Annotated in this window: 16 protein-coding genes, 3 tRNA genes and 1 pseudogene; 16 read left to right on the top strand and 4 right to left on the bottom strand. The window is 61.7% G+C overall.

Annotated elements, in window-relative coordinates; genetic code table 11:
- Positions 1-3: 3 nt before the first annotated feature.
- Both QP968_RS04010 and QP968_RS04005 read right to left on the bottom strand, forming a co-directional pair.
- Positions 4-723, bottom strand: a complete 720-nt coding sequence (locus QP968_RS04010) for a heme-binding beta-barrel domain-containing protein (protein WP_284855126.1) — start codon at positions 721-723, stop codon at positions 4-6.
- Between the two features lie 20 nt (positions 724-743).
- Complete coding sequence (locus QP968_RS04005) at positions 744-1,487, bottom strand: LmeA family phospholipid-binding protein (protein ID WP_284855125.1); 744 nt, start codon at positions 1,485-1,487, stop codon at positions 744-746.
- 33 nt (positions 1,488-1,520) lie between these two features.
- On the opposite strand from QP968_RS04005, the gene mshD reads away from it, so the two are divergent.
- The 6 genes from mshD to QP968_RS03975 all read left to right on the top strand — a co-directional run bounded on the left by mshD (position 1,521) and on the right by QP968_RS03975 (position 7,941).
- Positions 1,521-2,405, top strand: a complete 885-nt coding sequence (gene mshD, locus QP968_RS04000; RefSeq protein WP_284855124.1) for a mycothiol synthase — start codon at positions 1,521-1,523, stop codon at positions 2,403-2,405.
- Positions 2,406-2,481: 76 nt separating this feature from the next.
- A complete protein-coding gene (gene pstS, locus QP968_RS03995; RefSeq protein WP_502869995.1) occupies positions 2,482-3,657 on the top strand; it encodes a phosphate ABC transporter substrate-binding protein PstS in 1,176 nt (391 codons plus the stop codon).
- Positions 3,658-3,797: 140 nt separating this feature from the next.
- Positions 3,798-4,787, top strand: coding sequence for a phosphate ABC transporter permease subunit PstC (pstC, locus tag QP968_RS03990; RefSeq protein WP_284855122.1), 990 nt, complete (start codon positions 3,798-3,800; stop codon positions 4,785-4,787).
- An 86-nt stretch (positions 4,788-4,873) separates the two neighbouring features.
- Complete coding sequence (pstA, locus tag QP968_RS03985; RefSeq protein ID WP_284855296.1) at positions 4,874-5,767, top strand: phosphate ABC transporter permease PstA; 894 nt, start codon at positions 4,874-4,876, stop codon at positions 5,765-5,767.
- Positions 5,768-5,803: 36 nt separating this feature from the next.
- On the top strand, positions 5,804-6,580 hold the full coding sequence (gene pstB / locus QP968_RS03980) for a phosphate ABC transporter ATP-binding protein PstB (RefSeq protein ID WP_284855121.1): 777 nt from the start codon (positions 5,804-5,806) through the stop codon (positions 6,578-6,580).
- A gap of 137 nt (positions 6,581-6,717) precedes the next feature.
- Complete coding sequence (locus tag QP968_RS03975; protein ID WP_284855120.1) at positions 6,718-7,941, top strand: hypothetical protein; 1,224 nt, start codon at positions 6,718-6,720, stop codon at positions 7,939-7,941.
- A gap of 3 nt (positions 7,942-7,944) precedes the next feature.
- On the opposite strand, the gene QP968_RS03970 is transcribed toward QP968_RS03975, so the two are convergent.
- Together QP968_RS03970 and dusB are read right to left on the bottom strand one after the other, a co-directional pair.
- The gene (locus QP968_RS03970; protein ID WP_284855119.1) at positions 7,945-8,670 is read right to left on the bottom strand and encodes a phosphate signaling complex PhoU family protein; all 726 of its coding nucleotides are present in this window, start codon (positions 8,668-8,670) and stop codon (positions 7,945-7,947) included.
- Between the two features lie 26 nt (positions 8,671-8,696).
- Entirely contained in the window at positions 8,697-9,863 is a 1,167-nt protein-coding gene (gene dusB, locus QP968_RS03965) for a tRNA dihydrouridine synthase DusB (protein WP_284855295.1), read from the bottom strand.
- A gap of 172 nt (positions 9,864-10,035) precedes the next feature.
- Here dusB and scpC point away from each other — a divergent pair, with 172 nt between their 5' ends.
- The 10 genes and pseudogenes from scpC to QP968_RS03915 all read left to right on the top strand — a co-directional run bounded on the left by scpC (position 10,036) and on the right by QP968_RS03915 (position 15,858).
- Positions 10,036-11,535: a succinyl-CoA:acetate CoA-transferase ScpC gene (gene scpC / locus QP968_RS03960; protein WP_284855118.1), complete on the top strand. Its 1,500-nt coding sequence runs from the start codon at positions 10,036-10,038 to the stop codon at positions 11,533-11,535.
- A 46-nt stretch (positions 11,536-11,581) separates the two neighbouring features.
- Positions 11,582-11,654 (top strand) — tRNA-Lys (locus tag QP968_RS03955).
- Between the two features lie 83 nt (positions 11,655-11,737).
- Entirely contained in the window at positions 11,738-13,438 is a 1,701-nt protein-coding gene (locus tag QP968_RS03950; protein WP_284855117.1) for a long-chain-fatty-acid--CoA ligase, read from the top strand.
- Between the two features lie 121 nt (positions 13,439-13,559).
- Positions 13,560-13,694: pseudogene (locus QP968_RS03945) on the top strand (zinc transporter ZupT); the annotation flags it as partial.
- 9 nt (positions 13,695-13,703) lie between these two features.
- Complete coding sequence (locus QP968_RS03940) at positions 13,704-14,552, top strand: SDR family oxidoreductase (RefSeq protein WP_284855116.1); 849 nt, start codon at positions 13,704-13,706, stop codon at positions 14,550-14,552.
- A gap of 30 nt (positions 14,553-14,582) precedes the next feature.
- Entirely contained in the window at positions 14,583-14,966 is a 384-nt protein-coding gene (locus tag QP968_RS03935; RefSeq protein WP_284855294.1) for a YccF domain-containing protein, read from the top strand.
- Complete coding sequence (locus QP968_RS03930; protein WP_284855115.1) at positions 14,956-15,474, top strand: hypothetical protein; 519 nt, start codon at positions 14,956-14,958, stop codon at positions 15,472-15,474. Before QP968_RS03935 ends, QP968_RS03930 begins: the two co-directional genes overlap by 11 nt.
- A complete protein-coding gene (locus QP968_RS03925) occupies positions 15,455-15,652 on the top strand; it encodes a hypothetical protein (protein ID WP_284855114.1) in 198 nt (65 codons plus the stop codon). Before QP968_RS03930 ends, QP968_RS03925 begins: the two co-directional genes overlap by 20 nt.
- Before the next feature lie 55 nt (positions 15,653-15,707).
- Positions 15,708-15,783, top strand: a tRNA-Glu gene (locus tag QP968_RS03920).
- A 1-nt stretch (position 15,784) separates the two neighbouring features.
- Positions 15,785-15,858: transfer RNA gene (locus QP968_RS03915), tRNA-Asp, on the top strand.
- Position 15,859 lies beyond the last annotated feature (1 nt).

The raw sequence follows: 15,859 nt of genomic DNA, 5'->3' as shown, positions 1-15,859 counted from the left end.
TCCCTAGCCCGCAATCCTCTTCAGCTCCCCGGACATGTAGGGGACAAAAGCGATGTCATCCTGCGTGGAGCCAGGGGCTACGCGCTCATCCACCCAGCCGAGGTTGTTGTTAGGCATGAGGCCGTAAATGCGCTTGCCGGGGCCGTGGGTGGAAGGGCCCGTTTCCGTCGCGATGGTGGAGGCAGAGGTCAGCTGCCACGCACGCTCATTGACGGGTTCGCCGTAGAGGACCTCCACGAGGCCACGGGAGTTTGTCAGGGTGACCTCAATCTCGTCCTTAAGCGAGATGCGCCAGAAGCCGGTTTCGCGCTGGTCAGCGCCAATGGCGTTGCCATCGGAGTCAATGCGCCAGATGCGCGAATCAAAACGCAGGTAGTTCTCCCCATCGTGGGAGATGACCAGCTGCTGGCCAAAGGCGTACTCGGTGTGGTTGCCGTCCTCCGCCAAGTCGACGGCCTGGCCGGTGCCCTGCCACACGCCCACGAGGGGCAGAAGGCCCAAGAGGCCATCGTGCAGGTTGGGTCCCTCGCGCAGGTTAGCCGTGTCATCCGGCAGGGGGATCTCGTCCAATCCCAGGGCCGGGATATTACGGTGCGCCGTGTTCTTCGACTGCTCCGCGGCAAGGTTTACTGCGGCATTGCCATCCAGGGCGGTGCGCTCGGGGGCGTCTGGAGTGTCAGGGGTACCAGCGGTTTCTGGGGTGTTGTTTTCATTCGTTTCCATGTCCGCCCAGCGTAGTCCTCTTACCGCGCGGGCGGGGCGACGGGCGATAGATCAGCAGACGTCAGTGTCACATTGCGCTGCGCGGCGGAGAAACGGATGGAGCCACCAGCGACTTCGACTTTGTCGGCTTGGCCACCAATCGGCAGGTCCCGGGTGTCCAACGTCAGGGTGAAGGCGCGGGAGATGGAGTCGGCGTGGGTGGGGGAGACGTCGATAAGCGAAATGGGCTCCATGATGAACTGCGGCCCCTTCAAGCGAAGGGTGACCACCACGGTGGATTTTTCTTCCATGCCGGGAACAGTGCCGGTGAGCTGGGCTTCGCTGGCGGATCCGCCGGTGGGGGAGATGTCGTAGGGGTTGGAGATGTCCAGGTCCGTCATGTTCAACAGCTCACCGAAAGCAACCCCGTCGAGGGACAGCGTGCGGTCCACGCGTTTGGCGGCCGCGCCCACAAAATCACCTGCATAGGCTTTGTCCACAGGAATGGTGATCTCATAAATATCGGTGCGCGAATTCACCGTCAGCCCCGCGGCATCCACATCGAGGGCCTGGAAACTCACGCGGGGCACCTCGTCGCTGCGCAGCACCTGTGCGAAGGGAAAACCACCTACGTACGTGTCCGGATCTGCGGGCAGATCATCCTGCGTCCGAGCTTGCACCGCAAGGTGCCGTTCGACTTTTGCTGCCGTCGCAGCATCCACCACGAAAGCCACAGCGGGCACTGCCACAATCACCCCGGCGGCAACATAGGCCTTCACATTCATGCCCTCACCGTAGTCTACCCGTAGCCTTGAACCATGAATGAACCACAGTTCCACATCACTGAAGCCCGCGAGCTCCTTGACCGCGTCGCACAGCACGACGGGGTGGCGGCTTTCAGCGAAGCTTTCCTGAAAGGCCTCGACGGTAGCCACGAGCATTTCGCAGTGCGCGAGGCGGACGCGCTCATCGCTCTAGCCGGGCTCGCCTCTGACGGGTCCGCGGAGGTTGCGGTGGATCCTGCTTATCGACGTCACCGCCACGCCACCACCCTCATCACCCACATCCTGTCCCACCGCCCTGATGCTGGTTTCTGGGCGCATGGGAACCTTCCTGCGGCGCGGGCTCTCGCGGAGTCTTTGGGGCTGGAACCGACCCGGGAATTGCTGGTCATGGCGGTGGAAGGGGAGGAGCTTGCGGCTATTGGCGCGCCGGGTTCCACCGCGAAGGCGCTCACCGAGCAGGAGGGGATCAGGGAGAGCAGTTATGCCGGGGAGCCCGCGGATGAGCAATGGCTCCAAGTGAACAATGAAGCGTTCCATTGGCACCCCGAGCAAGGTGGCTGGGACATGGCGCGACTGCACGAGGCGATGAACACAGAGTGGTTCGACCCGGAGGGCGTGCGCTTCCTGTTCGATGGTGACGCGTTGGCGGGTTTCCACTGGACAAAGCGCCACTCGGACACCCTCGGGGAGGTGTACGTGGTGGGCGTGGCTGATGCATACCGCGGGCGGGGACTTGGTGACCCGCTTATGCGCACAGGAGTGGAACACCTCGTGGCCGGGGGTACCCAAAAGGTCATTCTTTATGTCGAAGCTGACAATGAACCAGCCGTGGAACGCTATGAACAACTCGGGTTTTCCGTGGTCGAACGCCATGTTGTGTACAAATCCGCAAAGTTAACGCATTGTTCACCGATTTAGGCCTTTGCTATTAACACTCGGTCCGTACCTTCGCTCGTTGTGAGCACTCAGGCACCATTTGTGGTGCGTGAGACCGATGCTCAGAAGAAAATCTGAATTCGCACCGGAAAGGTATCCCCCCGTGATCCGTAACATCAAGCGCTCCGCCGCTATCGCCGGCGTTGCAGCCATCGCTTCTGTCTCCCTGGTTGCATGCGGCGACTCCAACGACACCGCTGCTAACGGCGGCAACGCATCCGAGGCACAGGATGCAACCAACATCGAGGGCCTGTCCGGCGAGACCGGCCAGCTCGTTGCTGAGGGCGCTACCTCCCAGGCCAACGCAATGGACTACTTCGGTTCCCGTTACGCCGAGGCTGTCCCGGGCGCTAACCTCGCCTACAACGCAAACGGCTCTGGCTCCGGCATCAAGAACTTCATCGGTAACCAGGCAGTCTTCGCTGGCTCTGACTCCCCGCTGAAGGAAGACAAGGGCGAGGTCGAGCAGGCACGCGAGCGTTGTGGTGGCAACGACGCATGGCACCTGCCGATGGTTATCGGCCCGGTTGCTATCGCCTTCAATCTCGACGGCGTGGATGATCTGAACCTCACCGTTGACAACCTGGTGGAGATCTTCGACGGCACCATCACCAAGTGGAACGACCCGAAGATCGCCGAGAACAACGAGGGTGCAGAGCTGCCGGACCAGGACATCTCCGTCATCTACCGCTCTGACGAGTCCGGCACCTCCGACAACTTCCAGAAGTTCCTCTCCGCTGCTTCTGACGGCAAGTGGGAAGGCGAAGGCAAGGCATTCCCGCAGAACGTCGGCGCTGGCGCTAACGGCTCCACCGCTGTGGCAGAGCAGGTCAAGGCAACCTCCGGTGCTGTCACCTATGTTGAGGCTGGCTACGCGCACGACCTCGACCTCGGTGTTGCCAACATCGACTTCGGCAACGGCGCTGTTGAGCTGAACAACGAGTCCGTGAACCAGGCTCTGGCTAACGTCCAGTTCAAGACCGAGGGCCACGACATGGTCGTTGACTCCTCCTCCCTGTTCGCCTCCAACAACGAGGGCGCATACCCGCTGGTTCTGACCACCTACGAGATCGTCTGCTCCAAGGGCTACGACGAGACCACCAAGAACATGGTCAAGGACTTCCTCAACGTCGTCCTGGAGTCCCAGGATGAGGAGCTCGAGGACGCTGGCTTCATCCCGGTTTCCGGTGAGTTCGCCGACAAGCTGAAGGCTGCAGTCGACGCAATCGCCTAAGCGGAAAACCTCCGCAGACTTTTCAGCTCACAGTCTGAAAAGCTCCACCCACTTCCCCCGGTGTCACTGTGAACCGGGGGAATGTTTATGCGGTGGAAGTGCCACACTCTGAACAATACGAACCATAAGGAAACGTCACCATGGCAGACCAAGAACTGTCGGTTGCGGAGAAGGACGCCCCCGCTGGCCCACCAGCTTCAGGCGCAGGCGTTAAGCGCCCGGGCGACCGTGTCTTCGAAACCCTGTCCACTGTCTCCGCCGCACTGATCACCGTTATCATCATTGCGGTTGGCTTGTTCCTGCTGAAGCAGGCTTTTGAACCACTGCGCCTCAACACTGAGAACTTCCTTACCTACAAGGGGCAGTGGCAGACCTCCAACCTGGACAACATGAAGTTCGGTATTCCGAACCTGTTCTTCTCCACGGTGACGGTGTCCATCATCGCGTTGATCATTGCCATGCCGGTGGCACTGGGTGTGGCGATCTTCCTGTCCAACTATGCACCCAAGAAGCTAGTGAAGCCGCTGGCTGGGCTCGTGGACATGCTCGCTGCGGTGCCGTCGATCGTGTACGGCCTGTGGGGCGCGCAGGTGCTCGGCCCGAAGCTCTCCGGTTTCTATGAGTGGATCAACTCCTGGGGCGGAGATTTCTTCCTGTTCCAGCGTTACGCAAACTCGCCGTCCTTCGACACCGGCCGCAACATCCTTACAGGTGGCATTGTGCTGGCCATCATGGTGTTGCCGGTCATCGCGGCCACCACACGTGAAGTGTTTGTGCAGACCCCTCCCGGACAGATTGAGTCCGCGTTGGCGCTGGGTGCAACCCGCTGGGAAGTCATCCGCATGACGGTCCTGCCGTTCGGTATGTCCGGCTACATCGCTGGCTCCATGCTCGGCCTCGGCCGCGCGCTGGGTGAGACGATGGCGCTCTACATGGTGGTCTCTCCAGGCCCGGAGTTCCGCGCATCGCTTTTCGACGGCGGCACAACCTTCGCCACCGCCATCGCCAACGCCGCTGCCGAGTTCAACAACCCCACCTCCGCCGGTGCCTACATCGCTGCGGGCCTGGTGTTGTTCCTCCTGACCTTCCTCGTCAACTCGATCGCCCGCGCGATTGTCAATAAGAAGTAGGTGTGTGAGACATGACTAACCCTGAAAACGTGCAGGCTGCCGAGGGTGCCACCACAACCGAGTTGCGTGCACCCAAGCGCGAGAAAATGGCTCCGGTGGGGCAAACCCCGTTCACGCACATCTCTTCTGGCCGTAAGACCACCAACTCATTTATGGGCGGCCTGATGTGGGTAGCTATGATCCTGGCCCTCATCCCGCTGGGCTGGCTTCTGATCACCCTGGTCTCCCGTGGCTACGAGGCAATCCTTAGCCCGGAGTGGTGGACGCAGGACATGGTGGGTGTCCGTGCTCGTCGTGAAGGCGGCGGTGCCCTCCACGCGATCGCCGGTACGCTGATGCAAACCTTGATCGCCTCCCTGTTCTCCATCCCGATCGGCATTTTCACCGCGATTTACCTGGTGGAATACGCCAACGGCAGCAAGCTGGGCAAGCTGACCACCTTCATGGTGGACATCCTTTCCGGTGTCCCGTCGATCGTGTCCGCACTGTTCATCTACGCTCTGTGGATCACTATTCTGGGCCAGCAGCGTTCCGGCTTCGCCGTGGCACTGTCGCTCATCCTGCTGATGGTGCCCGTGGTGGTGCGCAACACTGAGGAGATGCTCCGTGTTGTCCCGATGGACCTGCGCGAGGCCTCCTACGCCCTCGGTGTGCCGAAGTGGAAGACTATTGCTCTCATCGTTCTGCCGACGGCGCTGTCCGGCATTGTTACCGGCATCATGCTTGCCATCGCCCGCGTCATGGGTGAATCCGCACCTGTGCTGATCTTGGTCGGCTCCACTCCGCAGACGAACTGGTTCGGTTTGTTCAACCAGCCACAGTCCTCCCTGCCGCTGTTCATGTTGGACATGTGGAAGTCTGGTTCTGCGGAGCCGGTTCTCAACCGCCTGTGGGGCGCAGCCCTCACACTGGTCATCATCGTCGTTGTTCTAAACGTGCTTGCGCGGTTCATTGCCGCGAAGTTCTCGGTCAAGAAGTAACGCCTCCACCAATCAATCCCCATCTAGGAGAAAACAATGCCTACCAAGCTCCAGCTCAACGACCTGAATATCTACTACGGTGATTTCCACGCTGTGCAGAATGTCAACATGGACATCCCGGCCCAGTCCGTCACCGCATTCATCGGCCCGTCCGGCTGCGGTAAGTCCACGGTGTTGCGCACACTCAACCGCATGCATGAGGTCATTCCGGGTGCCTACACCAAGGGCGAAGTGCTTCTCGACGGCCACGATATCTACGCCAAGAACGTCGACCCCGTAGCTGTCCGCAACACCATCGGCATGGTGTTCCAGAAGGCCAACCCATTTCCGACCATGTCCATCGAGGACAACGTTGTTGCCGGCCTGAAGCTGTCCGGTGAGAAGAACAAGGCCAAGCTGAAGGAGGTTGCGGAGCGTTCCCTGCGCGGTGCGAACCTCTGGGATGAGGTGAAGGACCGCCTGGATAAGCCCGGTGGTGGCCTCTCCGGTGGTCAGCAGCAGCGTCTGTGCATCGCTCGTGCGATTGCTGTGCAGCCGGAGGTGCTTCTCATGGATGAGCCGTGCTCCGCTCTGGACCCGATTTCTACCCTCGCTGTGGAGGACTTGATCCACGAGCTGAAGAATGAGTACACCATCGTGATCGTGACCCACAACATGCAGCAGGCTGCGCGTGTGTCTGAGAAGACCGCGTTCTTCTCACTCGAGGCCACCGGCAAGCCGGGCCACCTGGTTGAGTTCAACGACACGACCACGATCTTTGAGAACCCGAGCCGCAAGGAGACCGAGGACTACATCTCCGGCCGCTTCGGCTAGATCTTCTCTTTCACACTGCTCCCCTGCACAGCGGCTGAAAAGCTAGCTGGTGGGGGAGTGGCTGTTTGTGTGGGGGTACCCGATATCTATACAAAAGATGCATGTGCTTAAGATGGGCCTCACTTTGTGTCCAACTATTGATTGAGAGGTTCGCTTTGAATGCTTCCTTCCGGCGCCGTCTTGTCATCGGTGCCACCGTGCTCGCACTTTGTGTCCCTGCAGCCACCAATACTGTGGCGCAGGCCGTGCCCACCATCGACGCCGCGGACGCTCCGGGCTGCACCGGAGAGTTGGACACTCGCTACCCCAACATTGGCGTTGACTTGGACATCACTGGTCCGGATGAGATTGATGTGACTAAGGACATGACCTTCACCCTCAAGGGCACCGGCATCAACCCGGCCACCACCCCCGGTGCTTCCAACGGCGTGTACGTGGTGCTCACCCCCACGAACGTGTGGCGTATCGGGCACTGCAACACGATGACGGGTGACGGTGACGCGCTCATCGCACGTTGGATCCCAGCCGGTGCTTTTACGCAAAACGGCGGCAAGCTCGACTTGAGCCTGCCGGTGAAGGCCAACACTCTCCAGCCGGGGCAGACATACTCGCTTGGATTCATGGCTGCCCACGGTCTGGCGCTCAGTGAGCGCTACTTCGACCGTGGCATCACCTTCAAGGTCCCAGCGGTTGGGGCAGACAAGGTGGAAACTCCTTACGGGGTCCGCGCGGACGTCAACGATAAGCGCGACATTACCGTGAAGTGGGACTACTCCCAGACCATCCCCGAAACCGCATGGCGCGTCCAAATCGACTGTGTTGAGCACTGCACCCACTGGCGGACCACCCGCACCTTTGACATCTCCAACGACCCCAACGCGCGCTCCTACACGTTCGAAGACAGTGATGCGGGTGTTTACCAGGCTTCCGTCAACGCGAGCCGGTGGGTGAACGGTGAGCGTGTGACCACGGAGTTTGGGGTGTCAACGAGGTTTGTGGTGGGGGACGTCGATAAGCCAATGAGTCAGCGACTCCACGCGACCGGAATCGCGCATGACTACGGCGAGTACATCGCCCCCGGCACTGAGGTCACCCTGAAGTCCCCGGTTGAGGGCAAGACGAAGTGGTCGGTCACCGGGGTGAATGACTACGCGGTGGACCCGGAAACGCAAGCACTGAGCTTCACCATGCCCACCAACCCGGTGCAGGTCGAAGCGGTGGAAGTTGTGGAGGAGCGAAAGGGGCTACCGGATTGGGCACTGGCGCTGATCAGTATCTTTGCGGCTCTTACCGCGATCGGCGTCGCAGTGTTCAGCCAGTTCCCTGTGCTTGAGCAACTGCGCAAGCACCTCAACGTCTAGCGCCTACTTGCGCCAGTACTGCTCCAGGTTGCGCAGGCGCTCTTCCATCTCCGAAGTGGGGGTTTCATCGCGGCTTTGCGCGTACACCTCAGAGGTCAGGCCGGTGACTAGGTAGACGATGCGCGCGGCCACGTTGACGCAGTGATCGGCGTAACGCTCGTAGAACCGGCCGATGAGGGCGGCATCCACGGCCGCGCGACTGGTGCCCTCCCAGGTCTTGCCGGTCACGGTGGATAGAAGGTAACGGTGGAGGTCATCGACCTTGTCGTCGATCTCATTCATCTCCAGCGCAAGGTCCGCGTCGGGACTGATGAGCTGGTCGTGGATCAACTCGCTCATTGTGTCCACCATCCGTGCCATCTCTTTGACCGTCGATTGCAAGTGCTTATCCACGACCTCCTCCGGATACCTCAGCCTCGCCGTATTTGCCACGTGCTTGGCTAACGCTCCCATCCGGCTGAAGTCCTCCACGATGTAGATGGAAGTAAACACCTGGCGGAGCTCGGTGGCCACGGGGTTCTCCCTGGCAAGGAGCTGCATACTGCGCTGCTCACAGCGCTCGCGGATCTCCTTCAGGGAGTCTGCTGCGGTGAGTGCATCTTCTGCATCCTCCAGTGATGCTTCGAAGAGGGCTTTTGTGGCAGATGCCATGATGCCGCGGACGGTATCGCTCATGATCTGGAGGTCATGGGCAAAGTTATCCAAATGTTCGCGGTACACAGTGCGCATGGGGGCTTCTTTTCCGTTCACCTTGTCTAACCTCCGTTGTTTTCAATCTCCGCACCGGCGGGGACGGTGGGGTCGTTGGGGTCGTCGAGCCAGCCGTCGGGAAGCGCGACCTTAGCTGCGGATCCCTGGCGCCCACGGGCTTCATCCGCAGCTTCAGCGCGCGCGGGGTTGTCGGCGATGGTGGCGAGCTTTCCGCGGAGCTCATCGAGGGTGGATACGCGTGCCAGTTCACTGCGGAACTGCCCGCCGACCGGGAATCCACGGAAGTACCAGCCGATGTGCTTGCGAATATCGCGGCACCCACGCTCTTCGCCTTCGTGCGCGGCGAGCAGCTCCGCGTGACGCAACACAATGCGTGCTACCTCACCCAGCGTTGGCTCCTCCGGCACAGGCTCCCCGCGAAGCTGTGCAGCGAGCTGTGCGAACAGCCACGGGCGACCCAGGCAGCCGCGGCCAACGACGACCCCGTCGCATCCCGTCTGATCCATCATCGCCTGCGCGTCGCCGGGCGCGAAAATATCACCGTTGCCCAACACCGGAATGCCGTGGCCGTCCATGTGCTCCACGAGACGGGCGATCTCATTCCAATCCGCCTGCCCGGAATAGCGTTGCGCCGCGGTGCGCGCGTGCAGGGTGACGGCGGCGGCGCCTTCTTCGGCGGCGATGCGGCCGGCGTCGAGATGCGTATGGTGCTCATCATCGATGCCCACACGGAACTTCACGGTCACCGGAATTCCAGACCCCTCCGCCGCGCGCACAGCCGCCGCGACGATATTGCGGTACAGCTCGCGCTTATACGGAATCGCCGAACCGCCGCCCTTGCGCGTCACCTTCGGCACCGGGCAGCCAAAGTTCATGTCCACGTGATCAGCCATCTGCTTATCGACGATCCTCCGCACCGCCTCATACGTATACCTTGGATCCACCGTGTACAGCTGCATGGAGCGAGGCGATTCTTCCGGCGCGAACGTGGTCATATGTAGCGTCTTCTCGTTGCCTTCCACCAGGGCGCGGGCCGTAATCATCTCGCACACGTACAGGCCCGACACACTACCGACGAGCTCTTGCTCAATCTCTCGGCACAGCACGCGAAACGGCATGTTGGTGACCCCTGCCATCGGAGCAAGGATGACAGGGGAGGCGACGTCAAGGTCGCCGATGGTCAGTGTTTGCCGGTTGCCTGGAAGGGTCATTGTCACGGCAGCCATTGTTCCCTGTGCAGGTGGGGGACACAAACCGCGTGGAAAATGTTCACACGCAAAACTTTTTTCCGCTTTGGGTGGGGTAAGTGGTGGCGAGGAAGTGTCGCGTGCGCCACAATGGGAGGAAATCGTTGTGAATACCCCAGACTTTTAAGGAGAGACGATGAGCGATCGCATCGACAGCGCCCAACTGCGCGACAAGGTCATGACCGCGGAAGAGGCCGTGCAGTTTGTCAACCACGGCGACAAGGTTGGTATTTCCGGCTTCACCGGCGCCGGCTACCCGAAGGCCCTGCCGGGCGCGATTGCTGAAAAGGCGAAGGCAGCGCACGCGAAGGGCCAGGACTTCAGCATCGATCTGTTCACCGGTGCGTCCACTGCTCCGGAGTGTGACGGCGTCTTGGCGGAGGCCAACGCACTGCGCTACCGCATGCCGTACCAGTCCGACCCGACCATGCGTAACAAGATCAACGCTGGCGAGATGAAGTTCCAGGACATCCACCTCTCCCACTCCGGCATGATGGTGGAGCAGGGCTTCTTCGGCGACGTGGACGTGGCCATCGTGGAGGCTGTCCGCATCACCGCTGAAGGCAACATTGTCCCGTCCTCCTCCGTGGGTAACTCCGTCGAGTTCCTCAACGCTGCTAAGAAGATCATCATCGAGGTCAACGAGTGGCAGTCCTTGGACCTGGAGGGCATGCACGACATCTGGCTGGTGCCGCCGCTGCCGAACCGCATCCCGATCCCGATCACCAAGTGCGGTGACCGCATTGGTACCACCTACATTGAGATCGACCCGGCCAAGGTTGTCGCAGTAGTCAAGACCGATGCGCCGGACCGCAACGCGCCGTTCAAGGCGCCGGATGAGATCTCCGAGCAGATCGCCGGCAACTTCCTTGACTTCCTCGAGAACGAAGTGAAGGCAGGTCGTCTGTCCTACGACGGCTACGTCATGCAGTCCGGCGTGGGCAACGTGCCGAATGCCGTGATGGCGGGCCTCATGGACTCCAAGTTCGAGAACATCCAGGCCTACACCGAGGTCATCCAGGACGGCATGGTCGACCTCATTGACGCTGGCAAGATGACCGTTGCTTCCGCCACCTCCTTCTCCCTGTCCCCTGAGTACGCGGAGAAGATGAACAACGAGGCAGCGCGCTACCGCGAGTCCATCGTGCTGCGCCCGCAGTCCATCTCCAACCACCCGGAGGTCATCCGCCGTACGGGCCTCATCGCCACAAACGGCATGATCGAGGCGGACATCTACGGCAACGCCAACTCCACCCACATCAACGGCTCCCGTCTGATGAACGCACTGGGTGGCTCCGGCGACTTCACCCGTAACGCCTACATCTCCTCCTTCATCTCCCCGTCGGAGGCGAAGAATGGCGCTATCTCCGCCATCGTGCCGTTCGTGTCCCACGTGGACCACACCGAGCACGACGCCATGGTTTTCATCACCGAGTACGGTGTGGCAGACCTGCGTGGCCTGGCACCGCGTGACCGCGTGGCCAAGATGATCTCCATCGCTCACCCGTCCTACCGTCCGCTGCTGGAGGAGTACGTCGAGCGCGCCGCGAAGTGCAAGTACCAGTCCACCCCGCACGACCTGCGCCACGCCTTCGACTTCCACCTGCGTATGGAAGAAAACGGCTCCATGAAGTAGCCCAATTAGCGGCCCGGGCCCACCAACGTCTAGCATGTGTGGGCACGGGCCTTTAGCTCAGTTGGTAGAGCTACGGACTTTTAATCCGCAGGTCGCGGGTTCGAGCCCCGCAGGGCCCACGCACTGACACCCCACGCCAATCGGCGCGGGGTGTTTTTGCTTGTGTGGGGCAAAGGATGGGAAGGGGCGTATCGTTGCGGCTATGGCTGCACACCCTGATAAACCCTGGCTGAAGTACTACCCCGAGTGGACTGCCCACTCCCTTGATTACGGGGATGAGACGCTTGACGACATTTACCAGGCCAACCTGGCCAAGAACTCCGCCAAGCCTGCCACGCGCTTCTTTGGCAAGGGGCAGACCTACGGGGAGCTCGACGACCAGGTTCGCGCAGCGGCAGCGGGTCTGCAGAAGCTCGGTGTGGGCAAAGGGGACCGGGTAGCGATCTTGCTGCCGAACTGCCCGCAGCACGTCGCTGCTTTCTTCGCGGTGCAGAAGCTTGGTGCCGTCGTGGTGGAGCACAACCCGCTCTACACGGCCAATGAGTTGCGCCCCCAGTTCATCGACCACGGCGCCAAAGTTGCCATTGTGTGGGACAAGATTGCCGACACGGTGCAGAAGCTGAAGAAGGACACCCCGCTCGGAACTGTCGTCAGCGTGGACATGACCAAGGCCATGCCCGCTACTAAGCGCTTGGCGCTGCGCCTGCCCATCAAGAAAGTCAAGGAGGCCCGCGCCGCACTCACCGGTCCATCCACGGGCACGCTGCCGTGGGAGAACCTGCTTGGGGTGGGGGCGGGGGAGGCGCTGGGGGCGTCGAGAAGCATTGCCGATGACCCCGCGCTCATCTTGTACACATCGGGCACGACGGGTGCCCCGAAGGGCGCTGTGCTCACGCACCGTAACCTGCTGGCCAACCCGCAGCAGGGCGTAGCGTGGGTGAAGGACCTGCAGAAACCCGGGCAGCGGATGCTGGCCACTCTGCCGTTCTTCCACGCGTATGGCCTGACGTTCTCGCTCACGCTCACGCTGCTCATCGGCTCCGAGCTGATTTTGCTGCCGGCGCCGCAGATGGAGCTGATCATGAGCGAGATGAAAAAGAAGAACCCGCCCACCTTCGTGCCGGGTGTGCCCACGGTGTTTGAGCGCATCGTTGAGACTGCCAAGGAAGAAGGGGTGGATCTGTCCGCCGTCCAGACCGGTTTCTCTGGCGCCTCGTCCCTGCCCGCGGAGGTCATTGAGGGCTGGGAGGAGCTCACCGGCGGCCGCCTCGTGGAGGGCTATGGGCTGACGGAGACCTCGCCGATCCTCATTGGTAACCCCGCCAGTGATGACCGTCGCCCCGGTTACATCGGCGTGCCCTTCCCGGATACGGAGATTCGCATTGCCAACCCGGAGAATCTCGACGAGGACATGCCGTACGGTGAGCCCGGCGAGATCCTGGCCAAGGGGCCGCAGGTCTTCGGCGGCTACCTGAATAACCCCGAGGCCACGGAGAAGGCCTTTCACGACGGCTGGTTCCGCACCGGCGACATGGGTGTGATGGGGGAGGACGGGTTTGTGAAGCTGGTCAGTCGCATCAAGGAGCTCATCATCACTGGCGGCTTCAACGTGTACCCCGCCGAGGTGGAGGAGACGCTGCGCCGCCACCCGGACATCGTGGAGGTCGCTGTGGTGGGCCGCCCGCGCACGGATGGGTCGGAGGACGTCGTCGCGTGCGTGGTGCTCGGCGAGGGCACCAAGCTCGACCCGGATGGCCTGAAGGACTTCGCGCGCGAGAACCTGACGCGTTACAAGGTGCCGCGCACGTTCTACCACTTCGAAGTGCTGCCAACGGACCAGCTGGGCAAGATCCGCCGCCGCGAGGTGCGTGACGCGTTGCTCGCACGGCTCGAGCAGAATTAACGCATGGTCGCATTCGTCATCTGCGCTCTCGCAGGCTTATCGACGGCCCTTGGCGGCCTCATCGTCGCCCTCCAACGCCACCCCCAGCGAACGCTTCTTGGCTGCTGCCCTCGGATTCTCAGCCGGTGTGATGTTGTACATCTCCCTAGTGGAGCTGCTGCCCACCGCGATTGCCACCGGCCGCCACCACGCCGCTGTCTACGGAGTTATCGGCGGAATGGCCGTTATGGCTGTGAGTCTTATTTTGCTCACCTAAGATTCGGGCATGGGAATCACACGACTCTTTTCCACCCCGCAGCTTCCACCCGTCGGCCCCGGCGACCTCGCCGTGGTCACTGGCGCCACCTCCGGTATCGGGGAGGCCACTGCCCGGCTCCTCGTGGAGGAGGGCTTTCGGGTGGTGGGGACGACGAGGAGGCCGGAGGGCGTCGATAAGCGAATTGAGGGCGTGACATACGTGGGCCTTGACCTCGGGGACCCGGCGTCGATTGAGGCGTGCGCGGCTGAGATTTTGGCGCTGGGCACGCCCGCGGTTCTGGTGAATAATGCCGGCGAATCGCAGTCCGGGCCGTTTGAGGAGCTTCCTCGAGACGCGCTGGAGCGACTTTTTCAGGTCAACGTGATCGGGCATGTGGACCTCACACAACGCCTCCTGCCAGCCATGCGCGCGGCGGGGCGCGGGCGCATCGTGATGGTCGGCTCCATGTTGGGCAGCTTCCCGCTCGGCTACCGCTCCTCCTACGTCGCATCGAAGGCCGCCATCAAAGGATTCGCCTCCGCCGCCCGCCGCGAGGTCGCCCCATACGGAATTTGCTTCACGACGCTCGAACCCGGCTCCATCTCCACCGGCCTCTCCACCCGCCGCACCACCTACATCGACGAGTCAGGGCCGTACGCTGCGGAATTCGGACGGATGCTGCGGCGTTTGAACCGCAACGAGGCACGTGGCATCAGCGCTGAGCGAGTTGCGCGCGAGGTGCTCCGGCCCATTCGCGCGGCGCGCCCCCGACCGCACTACGCGGTGGGATCCATGGCGCCCGTGGCCTTCGCGCTATCGCGCGTGCTGCCACAACAAGCCATGCTCAACGTGATTTCCGCCAAGCACGACCTGTAGACCCGCATCTATGCTTGCGGTATGCAACTTATCCGACTCATACTCAACATCATCTGGGTTGTCACCGCTGGGCTTTGGCTCTTCCTGGGGTACGTCCTGGCGGGTGTGGTCGCCTGCCTGCTCATCGTGACCATCCCCTTTGGGGTGGCCTCCTTCCGTATTGCTGGCTATGTGCTGTGGCCCTTTGGGCGTTCAGTCGTAGACACCGGGCGGGGCGGGGGTGTGGGCTTGATTGGCAACATCCTCTGGTTCATCGTTGCTGGCCTGTGGCTGGCTGTGGGGCACATTGTGACGGCAGCTGCGCAGGCTATCACCATCATCGGACTGCCTTTGGCCTGGGCCAACCTGAAGCTCATCCCCGTGACCTGCTTCCCCTTCGGCAAAACCGTGGTGGATTCCCGCGATGCATTCTGAGGTCACCCGCTACGGCGTATCCACCGTCGCCGCCGCAGTGCTCGCGGTGCTGGTCATGGGTGTTTTCCTGCGTGGAGTTTTCACCGAAGCTCAAGGCATCAGTTTGGTCGTCTACTACCTCCTGTACTGGGTGCTCTACGTACTCATCTTCTGTGGATGGACCGTCGCGCACCTATCGGGGAGGGGCGCGGATGAACTCTCGTCCTACGTCGTTGCCGAACGACGCTCAGGGCAAAAACGTTGGGTCAAAGCATTCGGAATTAAAGGAGCCGCCAACCTAGCCAGCATCGGTGCCTTCGTGGCCATGGGCGTAGCCATCGTGCTCAGCCGCATCGACTACTTCCGGGAAGACTGGCGCTGGCTCATCCTCGCCGGCGTCGCCGTCGTGGGCGCCTGGGCCTTCATGGTGCTGGCCTACGCCGCCGAATACCTCGAATTCGACTACGCCGCCCGGGCAAGGCAGGGCGCCCCTCTACCAATTCGACCACGTGCGCACACCCTTGTTTGAGGACTACATCACCCTCGCCCTCATGACCTCCGTCATGGGCGCCACCCTCCCCGCCACACCAACTAACCGCGAAGCCTGGCGCAAAATCCGCATGAACACAGCATTCGCCTACGTGTTCAACACCATGATCTTTGCCATGGTTGTCTCCGTTTTAAGCGCTTCCCTTTCCGCCGGATAACCAGCCTATTTGGCTGTGAGGGAAAAGCTGGCTTATGATAGGCGAGCTGTCTAGCGCCCCCATCGTCTAGAGGCCTAGGACTCCGCCCTTTCACGGCGGCAACACGGGTTCGAATCCCGTTGGGGGTACCAAGGCCCTGTGGCGCAGTTGGTTAGCGCGCCGCCCTGTCACGGCGGAGGTCGCGGGTTCAAGTCCCGTCAGGGTCGC

This window comes from Corynebacterium sp. MSK041 (assembly GCF_030232265.1).
Taxonomy (GTDB): Bacteria; Actinomycetota; Actinomycetes; order Mycobacteriales; family Mycobacteriaceae; genus Corynebacterium.
This window is presented reverse-complemented; position numbering and strand designations above follow the sequence as displayed.

Coding starts and splice junctions, on each gene's coding strand:
- QP968_RS04010 (WP_284855126.1), bottom strand. CDS start 723: ATGGAAACGAATGAAAACAACACCCCAGAAACCGCTGGTACCCCTGAC.
- QP968_RS04005 (WP_284855125.1), bottom strand. CDS start 1,487: ATGAATGTGAAGGCCTATGTTGCCGCCGGGGTGATTGTGGCAGTGCCC.
- mshD (WP_284855124.1), top strand. CDS start 1,521: ATGAATGAACCACAGTTCCACATCACTGAAGCCCGCGAGCTCCTTGAC.
- pstS (WP_502869995.1), top strand. CDS start 2,482: ATGCTCAGAAGAAAATCTGAATTCGCACCGGAAAGGTATCCCCCCGTG.
- pstC (WP_284855122.1), top strand. CDS start 3,798: ATGGCAGACCAAGAACTGTCGGTTGCGGAGAAGGACGCCCCCGCTGGC.
- pstA (WP_284855296.1), top strand. CDS start 4,874: ATGGCTCCGGTGGGGCAAACCCCGTTCACGCACATCTCTTCTGGCCGT.
- pstB (WP_284855121.1), top strand. CDS start 5,804: ATGCCTACCAAGCTCCAGCTCAACGACCTGAATATCTACTACGGTGAT.
- QP968_RS03970 (WP_284855119.1), bottom strand. CDS start 8,670: ATGCGCACTGTGTACCGCGAACATTTGGATAACTTTGCCCATGACCTC.
- dusB (WP_284855295.1), bottom strand. CDS start 9,863: ATGACCCTTCCAGGCAACCGGCAAACACTGACCATCGGCGACCTTGAC.
- scpC (WP_284855118.1), top strand. CDS start 10,036: ATGAGCGATCGCATCGACAGCGCCCAACTGCGCGACAAGGTCATGACC.
- QP968_RS03950 (WP_284855117.1), top strand. CDS start 11,738: ATGGCTGCACACCCTGATAAACCCTGGCTGAAGTACTACCCCGAGTGG.
- QP968_RS03940 (WP_284855116.1), top strand. CDS start 13,704: ATGGGAATCACACGACTCTTTTCCACCCCGCAGCTTCCACCCGTCGGC.
- QP968_RS03930 (WP_284855115.1), top strand. CDS start 14,956: ATGCATTCTGAGGTCACCCGCTACGGCGTATCCACCGTCGCCGCCGCA.